Genomic DNA, 17,237 nt, shown 5'->3' on the forward strand with positions numbered 1-17,237 from the left:
CCCGGCGGCGGTGGAAGCTCCGTCCGTCTCAGCCCGCGACGATGTCGTCGTACCCGTCGATCTCGCGCGGGTCGCGTGTCCCCGGGCCGATGTACGTCGCCGACGGGCGCACCAGGCGGCCCGTGCGCTTCTGCTCCAGGATGTGCGCCGACCAGCCCGCCGTACGGGCACAGGTGAACATCGACGTGAACATGTGCGCCGGGACCTCCGCGAAGTCCAGCACGATCGCCGCCCAGAACTCCACGTTCGTCGCCAGGACGCGGTCCGGACGCCGCGCGTGCAGTTCCGCCAGCGCCGCCTTCTCCAGCGCCTCCGCCACCTCGAAGCGCGGGGCGGCCAGCTCGCGGGCCGTGCGGCGCAGGACGCGGGCGCGGGGGTCCTCGGCGCGGTAGACGCGGTGGCCGAAGCCCATCAGGCGTTCGCCCCGGTCCAGGGCCTGCTTCACGTACGCGCTCGCGTCGCCCGTACGCTCGATCTCCTCGATCATGCCGAGGACCCGGGACGGGGCGCCGCCGTGCAGCGGGCCCGACATCGCGCCCACCGCGCCGGACAGGGCGGCAGCGACGTCCGCGCCCGTCGAGGCGATGACCCGGGCGGTGAACGTCGAGGCGTTCATGCCGTGCTCGGCCGCCGACGTCCAGTACGCGTCGACCGCCTTCACATGCTTCGGGTCCGGCTCGCCGCGCCAGCGGATCATGAACCGCTCCACCACCGACCGCGCCTTGTCGATCTCGCTCTGCGGCACCATCGGCCGCCCCTGGCCGCGTGCCGACTGGGCGACGTAGGACAGCGCCATCACGGCCGCCCGCGCCAGGTCGTCGCGGGCGGTCGCCTCGTCGATGTCCAGCAGCGGTTTCAGGCCCCAGACGGGAGCCAGCATCGCCAGCGCCGACTGCACATCGACCCGGATGTCACCGGAGTGCACCGGGATCGGGAACGGCTCGGCGGGCGGCAGCCCGGGGTTGAACGCCCCGTCCACCAGCAGGCCCCACACGTTCTCGAACGAGACATGGCCGACGAGATCTTCGATGTCGACCCCTCGGTAACGGAGCGAACCGCCTTCCTTGTCCGGTTCGGCGATCTCCGTTTCGAATGCGACGACTCCCTCAAGACCGGGTACGAAGTCGGACATCAGGCGGCTCCCTCAGTTCGGCGGGCGGCGGGCGGCGGGCAAGGGGGCGGCGGCCGTGGCGTACGCGGAGCAGGTGTATCCAGGCCGCTGTCCGTGTACAGCTGTCTGTGTACAGCTGTCTGTGTACAAAGGCCGCTGCTGTGCGAAGGACTCCGAAGTACTGCGAAGAACGCAGGGGCCTGCCCAAGATATTGGCGGGTTCCCACGGAGCGGGGAAGCGTGACATCCGGCACAGGGCTCCATTTCGACGACGCGTGATTACGTGCCCTCCCAGCCGGGCACACTGGGTCGCTGCGGCAGGATGGGCCCGTGCCCACACCAGATCACTCCGCGCCCTGGCCAGATCACTCCGTGCCCACTCCGGATCATGTTGTGCCCGCACCGGATCACGTCGCCCATCAGGCTCCTTCCGCCGGGCCCGCTCCTTCCGCTCCTTCCGCCGGGCCCTCCCGTAAGCCCTCCCCCATCGATTCCACCACCGATCCGGCGGCGATGCGCGAGCAGTACCGCTCGGAGGACTTCACCGAGCACGACCTCAGCCCCGATCCGATGGACCAGTTCGCCCGCTGGTTCCGGCAGGTCGCCGCCGGCGGCGACCTGCACGAGCCCAACGCGATGATCGTCTCCACCGCCACCCCGGACGGCCGCCCGTCCTCGCGCACCGTGCTCCTCAAGCAGTACGACGACCGGGGCTTCGTCTTCTTCACGAACTACGACTCCCGCAAGGGCCGTGAGCTGGCCGCCAACCCGTATGTCTCGCTGCTGTTCCCCTGGCACCCGATGGCCCGCCAGGTCATCGTCACCGGCACCGCCGCGCGCACCTCCCGCGAGGAGACCGTGGGCTACTTCCGCACTCGTCCGCACGGCTCCCAGCTCGGCGCGTGGGCCAGCGCCCAGTCCACCGTCGTCGGCTCCCGCGAGGAGCTGATCCGGCGGTACGAGGAGCTGGCCGCCCGCTACCCCGAGGGCGAGAAGGTCCCGGCCCCGTCGCACTGGGGCGGCTTCCGGGTGGTGCCCGAGACGATCGAGTTCTGGCAGGGGCGCGAGAACCGGCTGCACGACCGGCTGCGGTACGTGAGGGAGGGCGGCGAGCCGGGCGCCGGAAAATGGCGGGTGGAGCGGCTCAGCCCGTGATCCGCACGCACGCCGTGAGTGGCGTGCGGTGCTGGGCCGGGAAACGCAGAAACCCGCAGGCTCTGGTTCCTCCGTGCACGGAGGAGCCGGCCGGACTTACCGGCGAGCCTGCGGGTCGGTGACTGCTGGGGATTGGCCGGCATCCGGCCATGCACTGCAAAAGAGTGCGACGGCGGGCGTCAGCCCGCAGTCACCTCACGAGTCCGAGAAGAAATCACTTCCGGAACACCTCCTTTCCTGTGTGCCCACAGACTAGGAGCGTCCCGGATCCCGGTTCAAGCTATTTATCCGATGATCTTCTCCGTGCCGAACTGGAAGCCGGTGGCCTCCCGTCCGTCCAGGTGGCCGGGCCCCGCGTACGCCGTCGTCTGCTCGCTCCCCTCGTCCTGATCGGCGGAGAACACCCCGGGGCCGAGGCGTCCGGAGGCACCCGGGACGACCCGAGGCACCCGGGACGACCCGAGGGAGGCATGCGAAGACGTGCGAAGGCGACGCTAGGACGGGAGAAATGATTTCGGTGAAGTCGATGTGTGCTGGGTCACGGTCGAGTTGAATGGTCTGACGTGCAGCAATACGCGCGGCGACGCGTGGGAAAACGGCCGACATGTTCTGCGGGGGGTGCGGAGTGGGTGCTTCCAGGAGCAGCGGGACCACCGACGAGCTCGGGCCGGACGAGGGCTCCGGCGGCGGGCCCCCGGGGTGCTCCGCGGACCCCGGACCACCGGTCGGCGAAGGCGGGATCCCAGGTGAGCCTCCCGGGTCCGAACTGCTGGCGGCGTTGCTCGACGGCATGGACGCCGCGCTCTGCGCGTTCGACGCGGCCGGCACGGTCACCCACTGGAACCGCGAGGCCGAACGTGTCCTCGGCTGGACGGCGCGCGAGGCCGTGGGACGTACCGGCTTCGCGGGCTGGGCGGTGCGCCGGGCCGACGCGGACGAGGTGCGGACACGGCTGATGTCGGCCATGGACGCGCCGGGGCGGCAGGTGCACGAGTTCGCGCTGCTGCGCAAGGACGGCGGCCGGGTGCTGGTGCGGACCCAGTCCGCCGGGGTGCGCGGCGCGGACGGGAAACCGGCCGGTGTCTACTGCGCGTTCAGCGAGGTACACGCCCAGATCGACCTGGAGCGGGCCATCGCGCTGAGCGAGGCGCTTCTGGAGGACGCGTCCTGGGGGGTGGTCCTCGTCGACGTCGACCTGCGCCCGACGGTCGCCAACCCCTACGCGGCCCGCGCGTTCGGCGGGGGCCGCACCGCCCTCCTCGGCCGTCCGCTCGGCGAACTGGTGGTCCAGGGCGTCGAGGAGCTGGAGGCGGCCCTGAGCCATGTGCTCGCCGAGGGCGCCCCGAGCGCCCCGGCCGAGCTGTGGGTGACCCTGCGGACGGCGGAGGGCGAACGCCGCCGGTGCTGGCGCAGCGGGTTCCTGCGGCTGGCCTCGCCGCTGACGGGGGAGCCGGTCCCGCTCGGGGTGGGGTGGCTGTTCCGGGACGTCACCGCCGACAGGCTCGCGGAGCAGGAGGCCGACCGGCTGCGGTTCCGGACGAGCCAGCTGCACCGGGCCGCCCGTACGGCCTCCGAGTGCGAGGACCCGATGGAGGCGGCAACCTCCCTGCTGGACTTCGCGCTCGCCGGGTTCGCCGACCACGTCCTGGTCGACCTGGTGGCGGGCGTCCTGGCGGAGAGTGGTCCCGTAGAGAACGGCCTGGTAGAGAGCGGCCCGGCAGAGAACGGTCCGGCGGAGAACGGTCCGGTCGCCGGCGGCTCTGCGGCGGGCGGCGAGCGCCTGGTGCGCACGGCCTCCACCCCCGCGGACGGGCCCGGTCCCTGCCTGCTCGTCGCGGGCGGTTCCCTCCCCGTCCGCTACGGCCCCGGGCACCCCGCCCTTCGGGCCGTCGAGCGCACCGGCTCGGTCCGTACGAGCGTGGGCGCCGGGGACCCCGAGGCGGCGGCCTGGGCGACGGAGCGCCGCTGGCCCCGGGACGCGGCCCACGCGCTGAGCACGGTGCTCCGGAGCCGGGGACGGACGCTGGGCGTGCTCACGTTCCTGCGCGCGGCGAACCGGGCAGCCTTCGAACGCCCGGACACGGCCTACGCGGAGACGGTGGCGGCCCGGGTGGCGGGGGCGGTCGACCTGGCGCAGGCGCTGCGGCGGCGCCCCTGAGGGGCCCCGCCCTCTCCGGGCCTCGGTGGCGCCCGTGCTGGGCGTCGACCGTCCGGCCCCGGCCCACGGACAGCCGGGTGGCTCCGGAACCACCCGGCCGTCGGGTGGCTCCGGAGCCCGTGACGCACTCTGGTTTCTTTCCCACGCAGGGGCAGGAGAACCTTTCGGCCGACGCATGGGGTCCTTCCCGCGTACCGGACCGCCCGGCGCTGCCACACCGGTGCGGAGGGTCCTCAGGGACAGTGCCTCCTGCCCGGAGGGGCAAGCGCCGGACGGTCCGGGCAGGAGACACGGCCATCACGCCGCGTGCAGCGCCAGGGTGGGGGAGAGCCGGGACGCCCGGACCGCCGGGTACAGGCCCGCCACCGTGCCGATGGCCAGCGTCGCGCCGAAGCCGCCGCCGACCGCCCACGGCGGAACCACCCAGGGCAGCCCGCCGGAGTAGGCGTACGCCCCGGTCGCCGCCGCGCCCAGTGCCACGCCCGCCAGGCCGCCCAGGCCCGACAGCATCAGCGACTCCGTGACGAACTGGATGCGGATCTGGCCCCGGGTCGCGCCCAGCGAACGGCGCAGGCCGATCTCGTACCGCCGCTCCAGGACCGAGATGATCATGGTGTTGGCGACTCCGACACCTCCGACGAGCAGCGCGATGCCGCCCAGTCCCAGCAGCAGGCTGCTGAACGCCCCCTCGGTCGCCGCCTTCGCGCGGAGCGCCGACGACGGGTCGGTGACCTTCACGTTCTGCGGGTTTCGCGGGTCGACCGTCGCCGCCATCACCTTGCGAACGTCCCGCACCGCCGCGTCCGTCGAGCGCTCGTACACCGACGTCGGGTGGCCGTCGAAGTCCAGCAGGCGCTTCGCGCCCTCCCAGCCGACCAGGGCGGAGCGCTCGATCTCCGGGGCCAGGGGGAGCGGCGCGAGGATGCCGACGACGGTGAAGTGCCGGTCGTCCATCCACACCTGCTGTCCCGGCCTGGTGATGCCGAGGCGTTCGGCGGAGACATGTCCGAGCACGACCGAGGGGTAGCGGCCGGTCGCCGCGTTGAGCCAACTGCCGCTGCTGACCTCGCCGCGCAGGACGCGGAGCAGGCCGTCCGTCGTCGCCCTGACCGCTATCCCGCCCGTATCGTCCTCGTCGATCTTCGCGTTGCGGCGTACGGTCGCCTCCAGGTCGGCCGTCGCGCCGACGTCCTGGACGCCCTTGATGCGGCCCACCATGCCGACCGACTCCTCGGGCAGCTTCACCTCCTCCCCGGCGAACATCGACTCGCCGGGGGAGGCGACGAGGAGGTTGGTGCCCAACTTGTCGAGTTCCCGCAGTAGTTGGGCCTGGCTGGAGGCGGAGATGCCGACCACCGAGATCATCGTGGCGATGCCGATGGCGATGCCCAGCGCGGAGAGCACCACCCGCATCGGCCGGCTGCGCAGTCCCGCCGAGCCCACGTGCACCACATCGCGGGGGCCCAGCCGGGCCGCCTTCAGCCCGCCCCGGCCGCCCTTGCCCCGGCTCACAGCCCGGCTCCCGTCGCGGCCGCTCCGGGCACGGAGGCGTCGTTGCGCACGTCCGCGACCACTCGGCCGTCCCGGATCCGCACCTCGCGCGGCAACTCCCGCGCGATCTCCGTGTCATGCGTGATGACCGCGATCGTGGCCCCCTCCCGGTTGAGGTCGCGCAGCAGCCGCATCACCGCTTCCCCGGACGCCGAGTCGAGCGCCCCGGTCGGTTCGTCGGCCAGCAGCAACGCGGGCTCGCCGACCACGGCCCGCGCGATGGCGACCCGCTGCTTCTGGCCGCCGGACAGCTGGTGCGGCCTGTGGTCGAGGCGGTCCGCGAGGCCGACCCGTTCCAGGGCCTCGGCCGCCCTGCGGCGGCGTACGGAGCGGGAGAGGCCGGAGTAGAGCAGGCCCTCCGCCACGTTGTCCCGGGCACTGACGCCCGGGACCAGGTGGAACGCCTGGAAGACGAAGCCCACGTGCTGGGCCCGCAGCGCGGAGAGGCGGCGGTCGGAGAGCGCCGCCACATCGTGGCCCGCGATGTGGACGGAGCCCGCGGTCGGACGGTCCAGGGTGCCGATGATGTGCAGCAGCGTGGACTTGCCGGAGCCGGAGGGGCCCACGATGCCGAGGAGTTCGCCCTCCTCGACGGTGAGGTCCACCCCGCACAGCGCGACGACCGGGCCCGGGTACTCCTTGGTGACGCCCGCGAGGGCCACGACCGTACGGGCGCCGGCCGCCGTGTGCGTACCCGTGCCCGAGCCCGAGCCCGTGTGCGTACCTGTGCCGGGGCCCGTGCCCGAATCGGCGTCTGCGTCTGCGTCGAGGTAGCGGCTCATATCTTCGGCACCCCGACCTTCGTGCCCTCGCGCAGACCGCCGCCGGACACCTCGACCCGGCCCTCGGCGAACATGCCCAGCTCGACGGCCGTCTCGCGGGTCGTGCCGCCCTCGACGACCTGGAGGCCGAAGCCGCCCCCGGGCAGGGCGAGGAGCGCGTTCACCGGGACCGTCAGGACGTCTCTGCGGGTCTCGCCCGTCAGGTTCACCGTGACCGGCGACTGGTCGAAGCCGTCCACCTCGTCCGGCTCGTCGAAGGAGACGATGAGGGTGACCTTGGGGCTGTTGTCCTGCGGGTCGTCGCCCGGCTTCGCGGTCCGGCCCACCGACGAGACCTTCCCGGACGCGGTCGTGCCGTCCGGCAGATCCACCGTGACCTTCGTTCCCGCCTTCGCCAACCGGCTCTCCGCCACGTCCAGCCGGAACGTCACGATGCGCTCGGAACCAGTCGTCTCGAGGACCGGGGCGCCGGGCTGGGCCTGCTCGCCCACGCCCGCCCCGACGCTCTTGATCCGGACCTTCCCCGGGGCGAACGTGACGTCCTGCGGCCCGACCTTCCCGGTCCGCTTCACGTCGTGGGACTTCTGCCAGCGCTTGACGGCCGCCGCCGTCAGCTCGGTGTACTCCTCGTCCGGGGTGAAGCCGGTGTAGCCCAACTCCACGAGATTGCGCTCCAACTGCTCCACGTCCCGTCCCTCGTCGCCCGGCTTCAGCGTCCGGTACATGGGCCCGGAGCCGTACATCAGGCGGACCGGCCGGCCGTCGACCTCGTACAGCCGCTCGTCGCGCTCCACGGTCGAGCCGGTGCGCGGCGTCCAGGTCACGGTGCCCGTCGTGCCCGCGTTGACCCTGCGCTCCTTGTCGTAGCCGAGCGTCCCGTCGGCCCGGGCGCTGTCGCGCAGGTCCCCGCGCTCGACCGGGGCGGTGGCCGGGGGCAGCCCGGTGTTCCTCGCCCCGCCGGTCTCCGCGCCGGACCCGAGCTGCGTGAGAGCGAGCGAGCCGGCCACCGCGGCGAGCACCGTCACCGCCACCGCCGCCGCCACGGCCCGTCCCCGCCTCATCGGCCGGCGCTTTCGCACGCCTTGTTGGCCTTCTCGAACTTCTTCATGTCCTTCGACTCCAGCGCGGGCATCGCCTCCATCCCCCCGCCGTCGAACTTCGGGTCGGGCATGTCGAAGCCGTTCTTGCGCATGCACCGGGCGAAGGCGACCATCTTGTCCTTCTCCGCCTGGGTCAGCTCCTTCGCTCCGCCGCCGACCGCCTTGTCCTCGCAGGCCTTGAACGCCTTCTCCATCTCCTTCTGGCTCTTGGACCCGCCGTCGATGGTGACGCCCATACCGCCCTGGCCCGGCTTCGGCTCGGGAATGTCCAGGCCCTGTTCACGCAGGCACGTGCGGTGCTCCAGGGCCTGGTCCTCCTTCGTCTTCCCGGAGCCGGAGCCGGAGCCGGAGCCGGAGCCGGAGCCGGAGGCGGATCCGGCGTCCTTCGTCCCGCCGCCGTCGCCCGAGCACGCGGTCGCCGTCAGGGCGAGGGCGGCGGCCATCGCGCAGGCCGCGGCGAGGGAGCGCCCTCGCGAACGCGTGGTGGTCCGGCGGCAGAGGGTGGGGGTCTGGTTCATGGGGGCTCCTCGTCGATGGCTGACAGGCCGGTACGAACGGCTTGAGCGTGCGCGAGGACGGGGTTTCGTTTCTCTCGGCCCGGATGCTTACACCGACGAAACAACGCCTTCGGGTACACAGGTGCCCATGCGCGTGCTGGTGGTGGAGGACGAGGAATTCCTGGCGGAGATGATCGCCGAGGGGCTGCGCCGTGACGCCGTCGCCGTGGACATCGCCCCCGACGGCCGGGCGGCGCTGGAGAAGCTGCGGTTCGGCGCGTACGACGTGATGATCCTCGACCGCGATCTGCCGGGGCTGCACGGCGACGAGGTGTGCCGCCGCGTCGTCGCCCGGCGCCTGCTGACCCGGATCCTGATGCTCACCGCCGCCGGGACGGTACGGGACCGGGTGGCCGGCCTCGGGCTCGGCGCCGACGACTACCTGACCAAGCCGTTCGCGTACGACGAACTCCTCGCCCGGGTCCTGGCGTTGGGCCGCCGCTCCCGCCCCGCCCTTCCGCCGGTCCTCGAACGGGCCGGACTGAGGCTGGACACCGCCCGCCGCCAGGTCTGCCGCGACGGGCGCTTCCTCTCCCTCTCCCGCAAGGAGTTCGCCGTGCTGGAGACCCTGCTGCGGGCCGAGGGCGCGGTCGTCAGCGGCGACGACCTGATCGAGGAGGTGTGGGAGGAGGACACCAGCTACCGCACCAACGCGGTCCGCGTCACCCTCTCCAAGCTGCGCGCCAAGCTCGGCGCGCCCCCGGTGATCGAGACGGTCCCCGGAGCCGGCTACCGCGTCGGGGACGGCCGCCCCGACGCGGGCGCCGCCGGGCCGGGGAGCCCCCGGTGAACAGTGAGCGCACCCGTCTCGCCGCGCTGTACGGCGGACTGCTGGTCATGGCCGGCGTCCTGCTCATGGCCATCGTCTACCTGCTGGTCAGCGAGGGTGTCTACGCCAGCATCGTCACCGCCGTGGCCCCGGCGGTCCCCGCCTCCCGGCTGGACGCCGCCTCCGCCCCCGCGCTGCCCGCCACGGACCTGGCGAGGACCATGGTGCTCGAACCCGGCCAGGTCGCCGTCGCGCAGAAGGTCGGCACCGTCGCCGGGGACGCGGCGCTCAGCCAGCTGCTGACCGTCTCCGGGGTCTCCCTCGCCGTCTACTCCGCGCTCTCCGTCGCCCTCGCCTGGTGGATGGCGGGCCGGGTGCTGCGGCCGGTCGGCGTCATCACCGCCCGCGCCCGCCGGCTGTCCGGCAGCAACCTGCACGAACGCCTCGCGCTGAAGGCCCCGCCCGGCGAGCTGAAGGAGCTGGCCGACACCTTCGACGGGATGCTCGACCGGATCCAGGAGCTGGTCGCCGCCCGGCAGCGGTTCGCCGCCAACGCCGCCCACGAGCTGCGCACCCCGCTCGCGGTGCAGCGGGCCGCCGCCGAGATCGGGCTCGCCGACGACCCGACGCCCGAGAAGGTGGCCTGGATCCGGGACAAGCTCATCGACACCGCCGCGAGCAGCGAGCGGCTCATCGAGGGGCTGCTGCTCCTCGCGGTCTCCGACGAGGGACCGCGGCGGCGGGAGCGGGTCGCCCTGGACGAGACCACCAGCGCGGTCGCCGGGTCGCTGGCGGCCGAGGCGGCGGAACGGTCCATCACGGTGGAGGTGACGGCCCGGCCGGTGACGGTCGAGGGCGACGCGGTCCTGCTGGACCACCTCGTGCACAACCTGGTCGCCAACGCGCTGCGCCACAACCACCCGGGCGGGACGGTACGGGTCCGGGTCGGGCCGGAGGGGCTGGAGGTCGTCAACACCGGGCCCGTGCTGGACCCGGCGACCGTGCCGCTGCTGTTCGAGCCGTTCCGCCGTGCCCGAGCCCGCCGCCACGCGCCCGGCGAGGGCGCGGGTCTCGGGCTCTCCATCGTGGCCTCGGTGGCACGGGCACACGGCGGGGAGGCCGGCGCGAGCGCCAACCCGGGCGGCGGACTGACCGTCCGGATCACCCTCCCGACCGGCCCGCTCCCGACGCGTCCGCCGGTCAGTGGCGGTAGAAGATCCGGTCCCGGTACTCCGTCATGACCCGGCCGTTCCACTCGTGGCCGCCGTCGACGTTGCCCGAGCGCAGCATCGGCGGCTCGACGCCCCGGGCCACCAGCCGCTCGACGGCGGCGGCCAGCATCGCCTGCATGATCGCGCTGGTCACCACGGTCGAGGCGGGGGCGAAGGGGGCGTCGACGCCGGGGGCCGTCAGCTCCGCGTCGCCGATCGCGATCTTGCTGTCCAGGACGATGTCGCAGTGGTCGCGCAGGAAGCCGCCCGAGGCGTGCCGGGAGCGGGTGCTCTCCGCGTACGCGACCGAGGTGAGGCCGATGACCTTCAGCCCGAGGGCGCGGGCGTTCTGTGCCATCTCGACCGGCAGGGCGTTGCGCCCGGACAGCGAGACGATCACCAGGAGGTCCCCGGCGGTGGCGGGGCTGGAGTCCAGGACGGCCGAGGCGAGCCCGTCCACCCGTTCCAGCGCCGAGCCGAGCGTGGCGGGCATGACGTCGACGCCGACCGTGCCGGGCACGGTGAGCAGGTTCATCAGCGCCAGACCTCCGGCGCGGTAGACGACGTCCTGGGCGGCCAGCGAGGAGTGGCCCGCGCCGAAGGCGAAGAGCCTGCCGCCGGACTCGACGGTGTCCGCGACGGCCGCGCCGGCGGCGGCGATGCTGTCCGCCTCCTCGTCCCGCACCCGCGTCAGCAGGCCGATCGCCGCATCGAAGAACTGACCGGCCAGCTTGCTGTCGCTCATCGGGAGAGCCCTTTCGGCGGGGAATGGGGCAGGGTGGGACGGGTGGTGCGGCGGGCGCCACGCGGTGTCGGGACGCCCGTGCCGCCGATCACGTTGCGGTCTGGACCAGTGGACTGTCAATAGCGCCTTGTGACCCCGGCCGCACGGACTTCCACCGGTCTTCCACCGGGGCGGCACGGTTGTCGGCGCTATGCGTCAGAATTGGTGCAGGGCCATCGCACGACGTTTTCTAGTCACAGCATCGAGGGGCACGTATGTCCGGACTGATCGACACCACGGAGATGTATCTCCGCACCATCCTCGAACTGGAAGAGGAAGGCGTGGTCCCCATGCGCGCCCGCATCGCCGAACGGCTGGACCAGAGCGGTCCGACCGTCAGCCAGACGGTGGCCCGCATGGAGCGCGACGGACTGGTCCAGGTCGCGGGGGACCGCCATCTGGAGCTGACCGAGGAGGGCCGCCGCCTCGCCACCCGCGTCATGCGCAAGCACCGGCTCGCCGAGTGTCTGCTCGTGGACGTCATCGGCCTGGAGTGGGAGCAGGTCCACGCCGAGGCCTGCCGCTGGGAGCACGTGATGAGCGAGGCGGTGGAGCGGCGGGTGCTGGAGCTGCTGCGTCACCCGACGGAGTCGCCGTACGGGAATCCCATCCCGGGCCTGGAGGAGCTGGGCGAGAAGGCCGAGGCCGACCCGTTCCTGGACGCCTCCATGGTGAGCCTGGCCGAGCTGGACCCGGGCGCCGAGGGCAAGACCGTGGTGGTGCGGCGGATCGGGGAGCCGATCCAGACCGACGCCCAGCTGATGTACACGCTGCGCAGGGCCGGGGTGCAGCCCGGGTCCGTCGTCAGCGTGACGGAGTCGCCCGGCGGGGTGCTGGTCGGCTCCAGCGGGGAGGCGGCCGAGCTGAATTCCGACGTCGCCTCGCATGTCTTCGTCGCCAAGCGCTGACACGGTTGCCGCCCGGTGCTGACGCGTTCGTCGCCCGGCATCGGGCCCGGTGGGCGGCCGTGCGTCGGCCGCGGCAACACAACCGTGATGTGCGCTTTCCGATTTCCGTCCGGAATGGCAGCGGCCGGACGCGTCACATGCCAGGCTGAGGCCAGGCAGAGGACCTGAGGGCGTCGGCCGGCTCCGGCCGGCACGGTCGGGGAGGGAGCAGGGAATGCGCCCGTCGTACCATCACGCGCACCGCACGGTGCCCGGCGCGCTTCTCCATGCGCCGATCCCGGCCGGTGCGGGGCGCATCGCGCCGTGGCCTGCCATCGTTGTCGAGAGCGTCGAGAGCGTCGAGAGCGTCGAGAGCGTCGAGAGCGTCGAGAGCGTCGAGGGCGGCCCCCGGACAGGGGGCGGCCCCGGCGTCCGAAGGCGCCGGGGCCGTTCCTCCCCTGTGCTGACCCGGAGCCCCGAGCTCCCAAGGTCAGTTCCCGCGGGCCCCTGTCCCCGAGCGGCCCGCCTCCCGCTGAAGATCTCCCCAGGCCGGTCGGCATCAATCCTTGACGGGTGTCACTCGAACGTGGGGTCTTCGGTGACGGAACCTCGTTTTCGAATAAGAGTTCGATAGCCTGGTGGGGTGCGACCACACGGTGATCGAGGACCAGAAGGGGGTGCCAGGACTATGGTGCGGCGCATCGATGTGACCGGAACCGACGGCGTACGCCTCGCGGCATGGGAGTTCGCCGATCCGCCCAAGGAGCGCGCGGAGGCGGACAACGCTCCCGGGGTCTTACTGCTGCACGGGCTGATGGGCCGGGCCTCGCACTGGGCCCCGACCGCCCGCTGGCTGGCCGAACGGCACCGCGCGGTCGGCCTCGACCAGCGGGGCCACGGCCGCAGCGACAAGCCCGCCGACGGCCCGTACAGCCGCGACGCCTACGTCTCCGACGCCGAGGCCGCGATCGAGCAGCTCGGACTCGGCTCCGTCATCGTCGTCGGCCACGCCATGGGAGCGCTCACAGGCTGGCAGCTCGCCGCCAAGCGCCCCGACCTCGTCCGCGCCCTCGTCGTCTGCGATATGCGGGCCTCCGCCCTCGGGGCGGCCTCCCAGCGCGAGTGGAGCGACTGGTTCGACTCCTGGCCGCTGCCTTTCGCCACCCTCGCCGACGTACGGAAGTGGTTCGGCGAGGACGACCCCTGGGTGGAGCGGCCGAATCCCGCGCGCGGCGAGTTCTACGCGGAGGTGATGGCCGAGCGGGAAGACGGCTGGCGCCCCGTCTTCTCCCGCCGCCAGATGCTCCGCACCCGCGCCACCTGGGTCTTCGACGCCCACTGGGAGGAGCTGGCCGCTGTCCAGTGCCCGGCGCTGGTGCTGCGCGGACTCGACGGGGAGCTGGGCCGCGCCGAGGCCCAGGAGATGGTCCGGGTCCTGCCCCGCGGCCAGTACGCGGAAGTGGCGGACGCGGGCCACCTCGTCCACTACGACCAGCCGGAGGGCTGGCGGGCCGCGGTGGAACCCTTCCTGGACCAGCTGAGGGCCGTCCCGTAGCGGTGACCGTGGCGGTGGCCAAGGCCGCAGGGCAGGGGAGTGGGGCTCAGCCCTTGCTGACCGCCGCCAGGATCTCCGGCAGCCGGTCCGCCGTGCGCCGCGCGGCGACCCGCAGCCCCGCCCACCCGACGAGCGCCCCGTACACGAGCCCGCCCGGCACCAGGAGCCACAGCACGTCGTGCCGGTCCGTGACGTGCATCCAGATGATCGGCACGATCACCGGCGCGGCCAGCAGCGCGGCGGCCAGCATGCCGCCGAGGATCGAGATCCAGGCCAGACCGCCCTGCCCCGGCACCACGTTCTTGAACGCGCCCTCCTGCGGAATCGAGTACGGGAACAGCGCCGAGGCCACCGCGCCCGTCGCCACCATCGAGCCCAGCAGCGCGAACGACAGGCCGAGCGCCCCCGGCAGCGACCGCCAGTCACCGATCACCGCCGCCGTCACCGCACAGACGAGCAGCGTGAACGGCAGGGTGAGCAGCAGCAGGACCAGCGCCCGCGCCCGCAGTTCGACGTACGCGTCCCGGGGCGAGGAGATCGACAGCGCCACCATCCAGAAGGCCGAGGTGTCCTGGCCGAACTGGTTGTACATCTGCATGCCGAGCATCCCGGCGGCGAAGCACGCGAAGTAGACCGAGCCGGTGCCCTGGACCGCGTTGAGCAGCGGCACCATCGCCCCGACCGCCAGCGCCGTCACCCAGGCCGCCTTGGTCTTCGGGTCCCGGGCCACGTACCGCAGGCCGCGCTGTATCACCGTCGCGGTGCGGCCCTCCGGCAGCAGCGCCGACAGACCGCCCCGGCCGGACTCCTTACGGGCCGGCTCCGCCGCCGCCAGGGTCGAACCGTCCGGCGAGGTCATCAGCCTCACCAGGCTCCGCTGCCACATCCACATCAGCGCCGCCAGGGCAGCCACCGTGATCAGGAGCTGGGCGACGGCGACCCCGTACGAACCGTCCGAGGCCGCGTCCACCGACGCCACGGCGGAGGCGCCGGGCAGCCAGCGCACCACGTCCGCCGCCGGGTCCAGCGTGGAGAGCCCGCCCGCCCGGCCGAGCCGCTGCGCGCCGAAGTTGACGAACTGGATGCCCACCGCGATCACCAGCCCGCTGAGCACCGCGAGGTCGCGTCCCCTGCGGGAGTTCAGCAGCCGGACGTTGGCCGTGGCCACCGCCCGGGACACGGCCACGCAGAGCAGCATCGTCAGCGGGACCGCGACCACCGCGAACACCACGCCCGCCGCCCCGTGCGCCAGCGCGAGGACCGAACCGACCACCAGGCACAGGGTGAACAGCGGGCCTATGCCGATCATCGAGGACACCAGCAGGGCCCGGACCAGCGGCTCGGGCCGCAGCGGCAGCATCACCAGCCGGGTCGGGTCGAGGGTGTCGTCACCGCTGGGGAAGAACAGCGGCAGCACCGCCCAGCCGAGCGCCACGACACCCGTGAGCAGCACCACGACGGTGACCGCGTGCTGCTCGCCGCGCAGCAGCACCAGGCCGAGCACCTGACCCGCGGCGAGCAGCAGGGTGAAGACCAGGGAGACGACGAACACCGCCCTGCGCCCGGAGGACTGCCGCAGCCCGTTGCGCAGGAGCGTCAGCTTGAGCCGGACGAAGATCGGGGTCAGTCCCGTCGTCGGCGCCGCCGGGGCGGCTGCGGTGACCGGGGCGTCCAGCACGCTCATCGGGAGCCGCCCAGCCAGTCGAGGGAGTCGCCGGCTTCCCGGCCGCCCGCGCCGACCAGTTCGAGGAAGGCGCTCTGTAGCGAGGGGGCGTCGCCGCGCACCTCGGCCAGGGTGCCCTGCGCCTTGATCCGGCCGGCCGCCATCACGGCGACCCAGTCGCACAGCGACTCGACCAGCTCCATCACATGGCTGGAGAAGACCACGGTCGCCCCGGACCGGGTGTAGCGCTCCAGCACACCCCGGATGGTCTGCGCCGAGACCGGGTCGACGCCCTCGAACGGTTCGTCGAGGAAGAGCACTTCGGGGTTGTGGAGCAGGGCCGCCGCGAGCCCGATCTTCTTCCGCATGCCGGTCGAGTAGTCCACGACCAGCTTGTGCTGCGAGCCGGCGAGATCCAGCACGTCCAGCAGCTGAGTGGCGCGCTTGTCCACCTCGCCCCCTGGCAGTCCGCGCAACCGCCCGTTGTAGGCGAGCAGTTCACGACCCGAGAGCCGCTCGAACAGCCGTAGCCCCTCCGGCAGCACCCCGATCCGGGACTTCACCTCGACCGGGTCCGTCCACACGTCGTGGCCCGCGACCTCGATCTTCCCCATGTCGGGCCTCAGCAGCCCGGTGACCATCGAGAGCGTGGTCGTCTTGCCCGCCCCGTTGGGCCCCACCAGGCCGATGAACTTCCCCGCGGGCAGCTCCAGATCGATCCCCGCGACGGCGACCTGATCCCCGAACCGCTTCCACAGCCCCTGTACGCGGACGGCGGACCGCGTCTCCCGCGCACCGCCCGCCGCGACTGTCTCCGCGACTGTCTCCGTGTCGGTCTCTGAGTCGGTCTCTGTATGTGGGTCTGCCCGGTCCGGCATGGCACAGCCTTTCGATATCCCCATAGATAGGGGCCACTCTACGAAAGGCCTGACCGGACCCCGGGAGACGCCGTCCGGGTCCCTGCGGAAGGTGCGTACGGGCGCCGCGGAACGCGGGTACGGGTACGGAACGCGGGTACGGGGCGCGCTACGGAACGCGCGTACGGGCGTCGGCCGCCTCCCGTGCGCAGGCGTACGCCAGCGGGCTGATCAGCTCGTCCACATCGGGCAGCCAGCGGTTGGCATGGGTGGGCTTCCGGGCCCACTGCACGGCCCCCCGGGCGCCGACCCGGGTGGGCGGGGCGGCGACATAGTGGCCCTCGCCGCGGCCGGTCAGGTCGATCGCCTCGGCGTCCCAGCCGAGCCCGCGCGCCAGCTCCGAGGTCTTGGCGGCGGCGCCCGGCAGCACGAAGAACAGCATCCGGCGGTCGGGCGTGCAGGTGACCGGGCCCAGCGTCAGGTCCATTCGCTCCATCCGGGCCACCGCCAGGAACCCCGCGGACTCCGGGACCTCCAGCGCGTCGAAGGACCGGCCGGTCGGCAGCAGGACCGAGGCGCGGGGCTGCCTGCTCCACATGCGCCGGGCGGCGGCCCCGCTGCCGGTCGCCTGGCCCGCCCAGTCGGGGCGGTCCGCGTGGGCCCCGGGCAGGGCGCAGCCGGCGTCGCCGCACGAACACCGCTCACCGCCGCCCACCGCCTCCAGCCAGGTGCCGGGGAACACGTCCCAATGGCGTTCTTCCGCATACCGGACCGCGGCGTCGAGCAGCTGCTCGCCCCGCTGCTGAGGTACCTGTGCGGCTTCCGTGACTCCGATGGGCTCTTCCACGCCCAGCACAACTCCGGTCATCACCTGGGGTTACGGCCTCCCCTGAACCGGTGCCCGGCGCATCGGCCCTGCACGCGGGGCGCATCGGTGCACGAGCGGGGGCGCGCGTGAGGCGTCGCACCGAAGGGCGGGTAACCACCTCCAGGACCGCCACCCAGGGCCGCTCCCGGACCGCCCCGACGGTGCAACGCGCCATGCCCGTACCGAATGCCGATGGAATATGCGCATTTCTTGAGTATGTGACGGGCAG

General features: G+C 72.9%; 16 protein-coding genes. 6 read left to right on the plus strand and 10 right to left on the minus strand.

The window, feature by feature from the left end:
• Positions 1–28: 28 nt before the first annotated feature.
• Positions 29–1,132 (minus strand): citrate synthase 2, encoded by a 1,104-nt coding sequence (locus ACZ60Q_RS18565; RefSeq protein ID WP_469635373.1) that lies wholly within the window; start codon positions 1,130–1,132, stop codon positions 29–31.
• A 492-nt stretch (positions 1,133–1,624) separates the two neighbouring features.
• Here ACZ60Q_RS18565 and pdxH point away from each other — a divergent pair, with 492 nt between their 5' ends.
• Entirely contained in the window at positions 1,625–2,266 is a 642-nt protein-coding gene (gene pdxH / locus ACZ60Q_RS18570; protein WP_469635920.1) for a pyridoxamine 5'-phosphate oxidase, read from the plus strand.
• A gap of 284 nt (positions 2,267–2,550) precedes the next feature.
• Here pdxH and ACZ60Q_RS18575 read toward each other — a convergent pair whose 3' ends face one another.
• Positions 2,551–2,715 (minus strand): hypothetical protein, encoded by a 165-nt coding sequence (locus tag ACZ60Q_RS18575; RefSeq protein WP_469635375.1) that lies wholly within the window; start codon positions 2,713–2,715, stop codon positions 2,551–2,553.
• A gap of 176 nt (positions 2,716–2,891) precedes the next feature.
• Between ACZ60Q_RS18575 and ACZ60Q_RS18580 the strand changes: the two genes are divergently transcribed.
• The gene (locus ACZ60Q_RS18580) at positions 2,892–4,424 is read left to right on the plus strand and encodes a PAS domain-containing protein (RefSeq protein WP_469635378.1); all 1,533 of its coding nucleotides are present in this window, start codon (positions 2,892–2,894) and stop codon (positions 4,422–4,424) included.
• Between the two features lie 297 nt (positions 4,425–4,721).
• On the opposite strand, the gene ACZ60Q_RS18585 is transcribed toward ACZ60Q_RS18580, so the two are convergent.
• Genes ACZ60Q_RS18585 through ACZ60Q_RS18600 form a run of 4 tightly spaced genes read right to left on the minus strand, consistent with a single transcriptional unit; the run spans position 4,722 to position 8,375 of the window.
• The gene (locus tag ACZ60Q_RS18585) at positions 4,722–5,936 is read right to left on the minus strand and encodes an ABC transporter permease (protein WP_469635380.1); all 1,215 of its coding nucleotides are present in this window, start codon (positions 5,934–5,936) and stop codon (positions 4,722–4,724) included.
• Positions 5,933–6,757: an ABC transporter ATP-binding protein gene (locus ACZ60Q_RS18590; protein WP_469635382.1), complete on the minus strand. Its 825-nt coding sequence runs from the start codon at positions 6,755–6,757 to the stop codon at positions 5,933–5,935. Before ACZ60Q_RS18590 ends, ACZ60Q_RS18585 begins: the two co-directional genes overlap by 4 nt.
• Entirely contained in the window at positions 6,754–7,818 is a 1,065-nt protein-coding gene (locus tag ACZ60Q_RS18595; protein WP_469635385.1) for an efflux RND transporter periplasmic adaptor subunit, read from the minus strand. The genes ACZ60Q_RS18590 and ACZ60Q_RS18595 overlap by 4 nt, the downstream gene beginning before the upstream one ends.
• Positions 7,815–8,375 carry a hypothetical protein gene (locus ACZ60Q_RS18600; RefSeq protein WP_469635387.1) on the minus strand — a complete coding sequence of 187 codons (561 nt, stop codon included), beginning with the start codon at positions 8,373–8,375 and terminating at the stop codon, positions 7,815–7,817. Before ACZ60Q_RS18600 ends, ACZ60Q_RS18595 begins: the two co-directional genes overlap by 4 nt.
• A 127-nt stretch (positions 8,376–8,502) precedes the next feature.
• Between ACZ60Q_RS18600 and ACZ60Q_RS18605 the strand changes: the two genes are divergently transcribed.
• Positions 8,503–9,204 carry a response regulator transcription factor gene (locus tag ACZ60Q_RS18605; protein WP_469635390.1) on the plus strand — a complete coding sequence of 234 codons (702 nt, stop codon included), beginning with the start codon at positions 8,503–8,505 and terminating at the stop codon, positions 9,202–9,204.
• Positions 9,201–10,424, plus strand: coding sequence for a sensor histidine kinase (locus ACZ60Q_RS18610; RefSeq protein WP_469635392.1), 1,224 nt, complete (start codon positions 9,201–9,203; stop codon positions 10,422–10,424). Before ACZ60Q_RS18605 ends, ACZ60Q_RS18610 begins: the two co-directional genes overlap by 4 nt.
• Here ACZ60Q_RS18610 and ACZ60Q_RS18615 read toward each other — a convergent pair.
• Positions 10,384–11,139 carry an SIS domain-containing protein gene (locus ACZ60Q_RS18615; RefSeq protein ID WP_398614139.1) on the minus strand — a complete coding sequence of 252 codons (756 nt, stop codon included), beginning with the start codon at positions 11,137–11,139 and terminating at the stop codon, positions 10,384–10,386. The two genes, ACZ60Q_RS18610 and ACZ60Q_RS18615, sit on opposite strands and share 41 nt — an antisense overlap.
• A gap of 254 nt (positions 11,140–11,393) precedes the next feature.
• Between ACZ60Q_RS18615 and ACZ60Q_RS18620 the strand changes: the two genes are divergently transcribed.
• A complete protein-coding gene (locus tag ACZ60Q_RS18620) occupies positions 11,394–12,086 on the plus strand; it encodes a metal-dependent transcriptional regulator (RefSeq protein ID WP_469635395.1) in 693 nt (230 codons plus the stop codon).
• A 667-nt stretch (positions 12,087–12,753) separates the two neighbouring features.
• Complete coding sequence (locus ACZ60Q_RS18625) at positions 12,754–13,620, plus strand: alpha/beta fold hydrolase (RefSeq protein ID WP_469635397.1); 867 nt, start codon at positions 12,754–12,756, stop codon at positions 13,618–13,620.
• 46 nt (positions 13,621–13,666) lie between these two features.
• On the opposite strand, the gene ACZ60Q_RS18630 is transcribed toward ACZ60Q_RS18625, so the two are convergent.
• The 3 genes from ACZ60Q_RS18630 to ACZ60Q_RS18640 form a co-directional block, all read right to left on the minus strand.
• Positions 13,667–15,304: a transporter gene (locus ACZ60Q_RS18630; protein ID WP_469635400.1), complete on the minus strand. Its 1,638-nt coding sequence runs from the start codon at positions 15,302–15,304 to the stop codon at positions 13,667–13,669.
• Positions 15,301–16,161, minus strand: a complete 861-nt coding sequence (locus tag ACZ60Q_RS18635) for an ABC transporter ATP-binding protein (protein ID WP_469635403.1) — start codon at positions 16,159–16,161, stop codon at positions 15,301–15,303. Before ACZ60Q_RS18635 ends, ACZ60Q_RS18630 begins: the two co-directional genes overlap by 4 nt.
• Before the next feature lie 148 nt (positions 16,162–16,309).
• Positions 16,310–16,996 carry a bifunctional DNA primase/polymerase gene (locus tag ACZ60Q_RS18640; RefSeq protein ID WP_469635923.1) on the minus strand — a complete coding sequence of 229 codons (687 nt, stop codon included), beginning with the start codon at positions 16,994–16,996 and terminating at the stop codon, positions 16,310–16,312.
• Positions 16,997–17,237: the final 241 nt, after the last annotated feature.

This window comes from Streptomyces sp. NPDC104313 (assembly GCF_055583985.1).

Bases quoted from the DNA above. Each gene is read 5' to 3' on its own strand.
- ACZ60Q_RS18605 (WP_469635390.1), top strand. From the start codon at position 8,503: ATGCGCGTGCTGGTGGTGGAGGACGAGGAATTCCTGGCGGAGATGATC.
- pdxH (WP_469635920.1), top strand. From the start codon at position 1,625: ATGCGCGAGCAGTACCGCTCGGAGGACTTCACCGAGCACGACCTCAGC.
- ACZ60Q_RS18630 (WP_469635400.1), bottom strand. From the start codon at position 15,304: ATGAGCGTGCTGGACGCCCCGGTCACCGCAGCCGCCCCGGCGGCGCCG.
- ACZ60Q_RS18625 (WP_469635397.1), top strand. From the start codon at position 12,754: ATGGTGCGGCGCATCGATGTGACCGGAACCGACGGCGTACGCCTCGCG.
- ACZ60Q_RS18600 (WP_469635387.1), bottom strand. From the start codon at position 8,375: ATGAACCAGACCCCCACCCTCTGCCGCCGGACCACCACGCGTTCGCGA.
- ACZ60Q_RS18590 (WP_469635382.1), bottom strand. From the start codon at position 6,757: ATGAGCCGCTACCTCGACGCAGACGCAGACGCCGATTCGGGCACGGGC.
- ACZ60Q_RS18635 (WP_469635403.1), bottom strand. From the start codon at position 16,161: ATGCCGGACCGGGCAGACCCACATACAGAGACCGACTCAGAGACCGAC.
- ACZ60Q_RS18595 (WP_469635385.1), bottom strand. From the start codon at position 7,818: ATGAGGCGGGGACGGGCCGTGGCGGCGGCGGTGGCGGTGACGGTGCTC.
- ACZ60Q_RS18620 (WP_469635395.1), top strand. From the start codon at position 11,394: ATGTCCGGACTGATCGACACCACGGAGATGTATCTCCGCACCATCCTC.
- ACZ60Q_RS18615 (WP_398614139.1), bottom strand. From the start codon at position 11,139: ATGAGCGACAGCAAGCTGGCCGGTCAGTTCTTCGATGCGGCGATCGGC.
- ACZ60Q_RS18565 (WP_469635373.1), bottom strand. From the start codon at position 1,132: ATGTCCGACTTCGTACCCGGTCTTGAGGGAGTCGTCGCATTCGAAACG.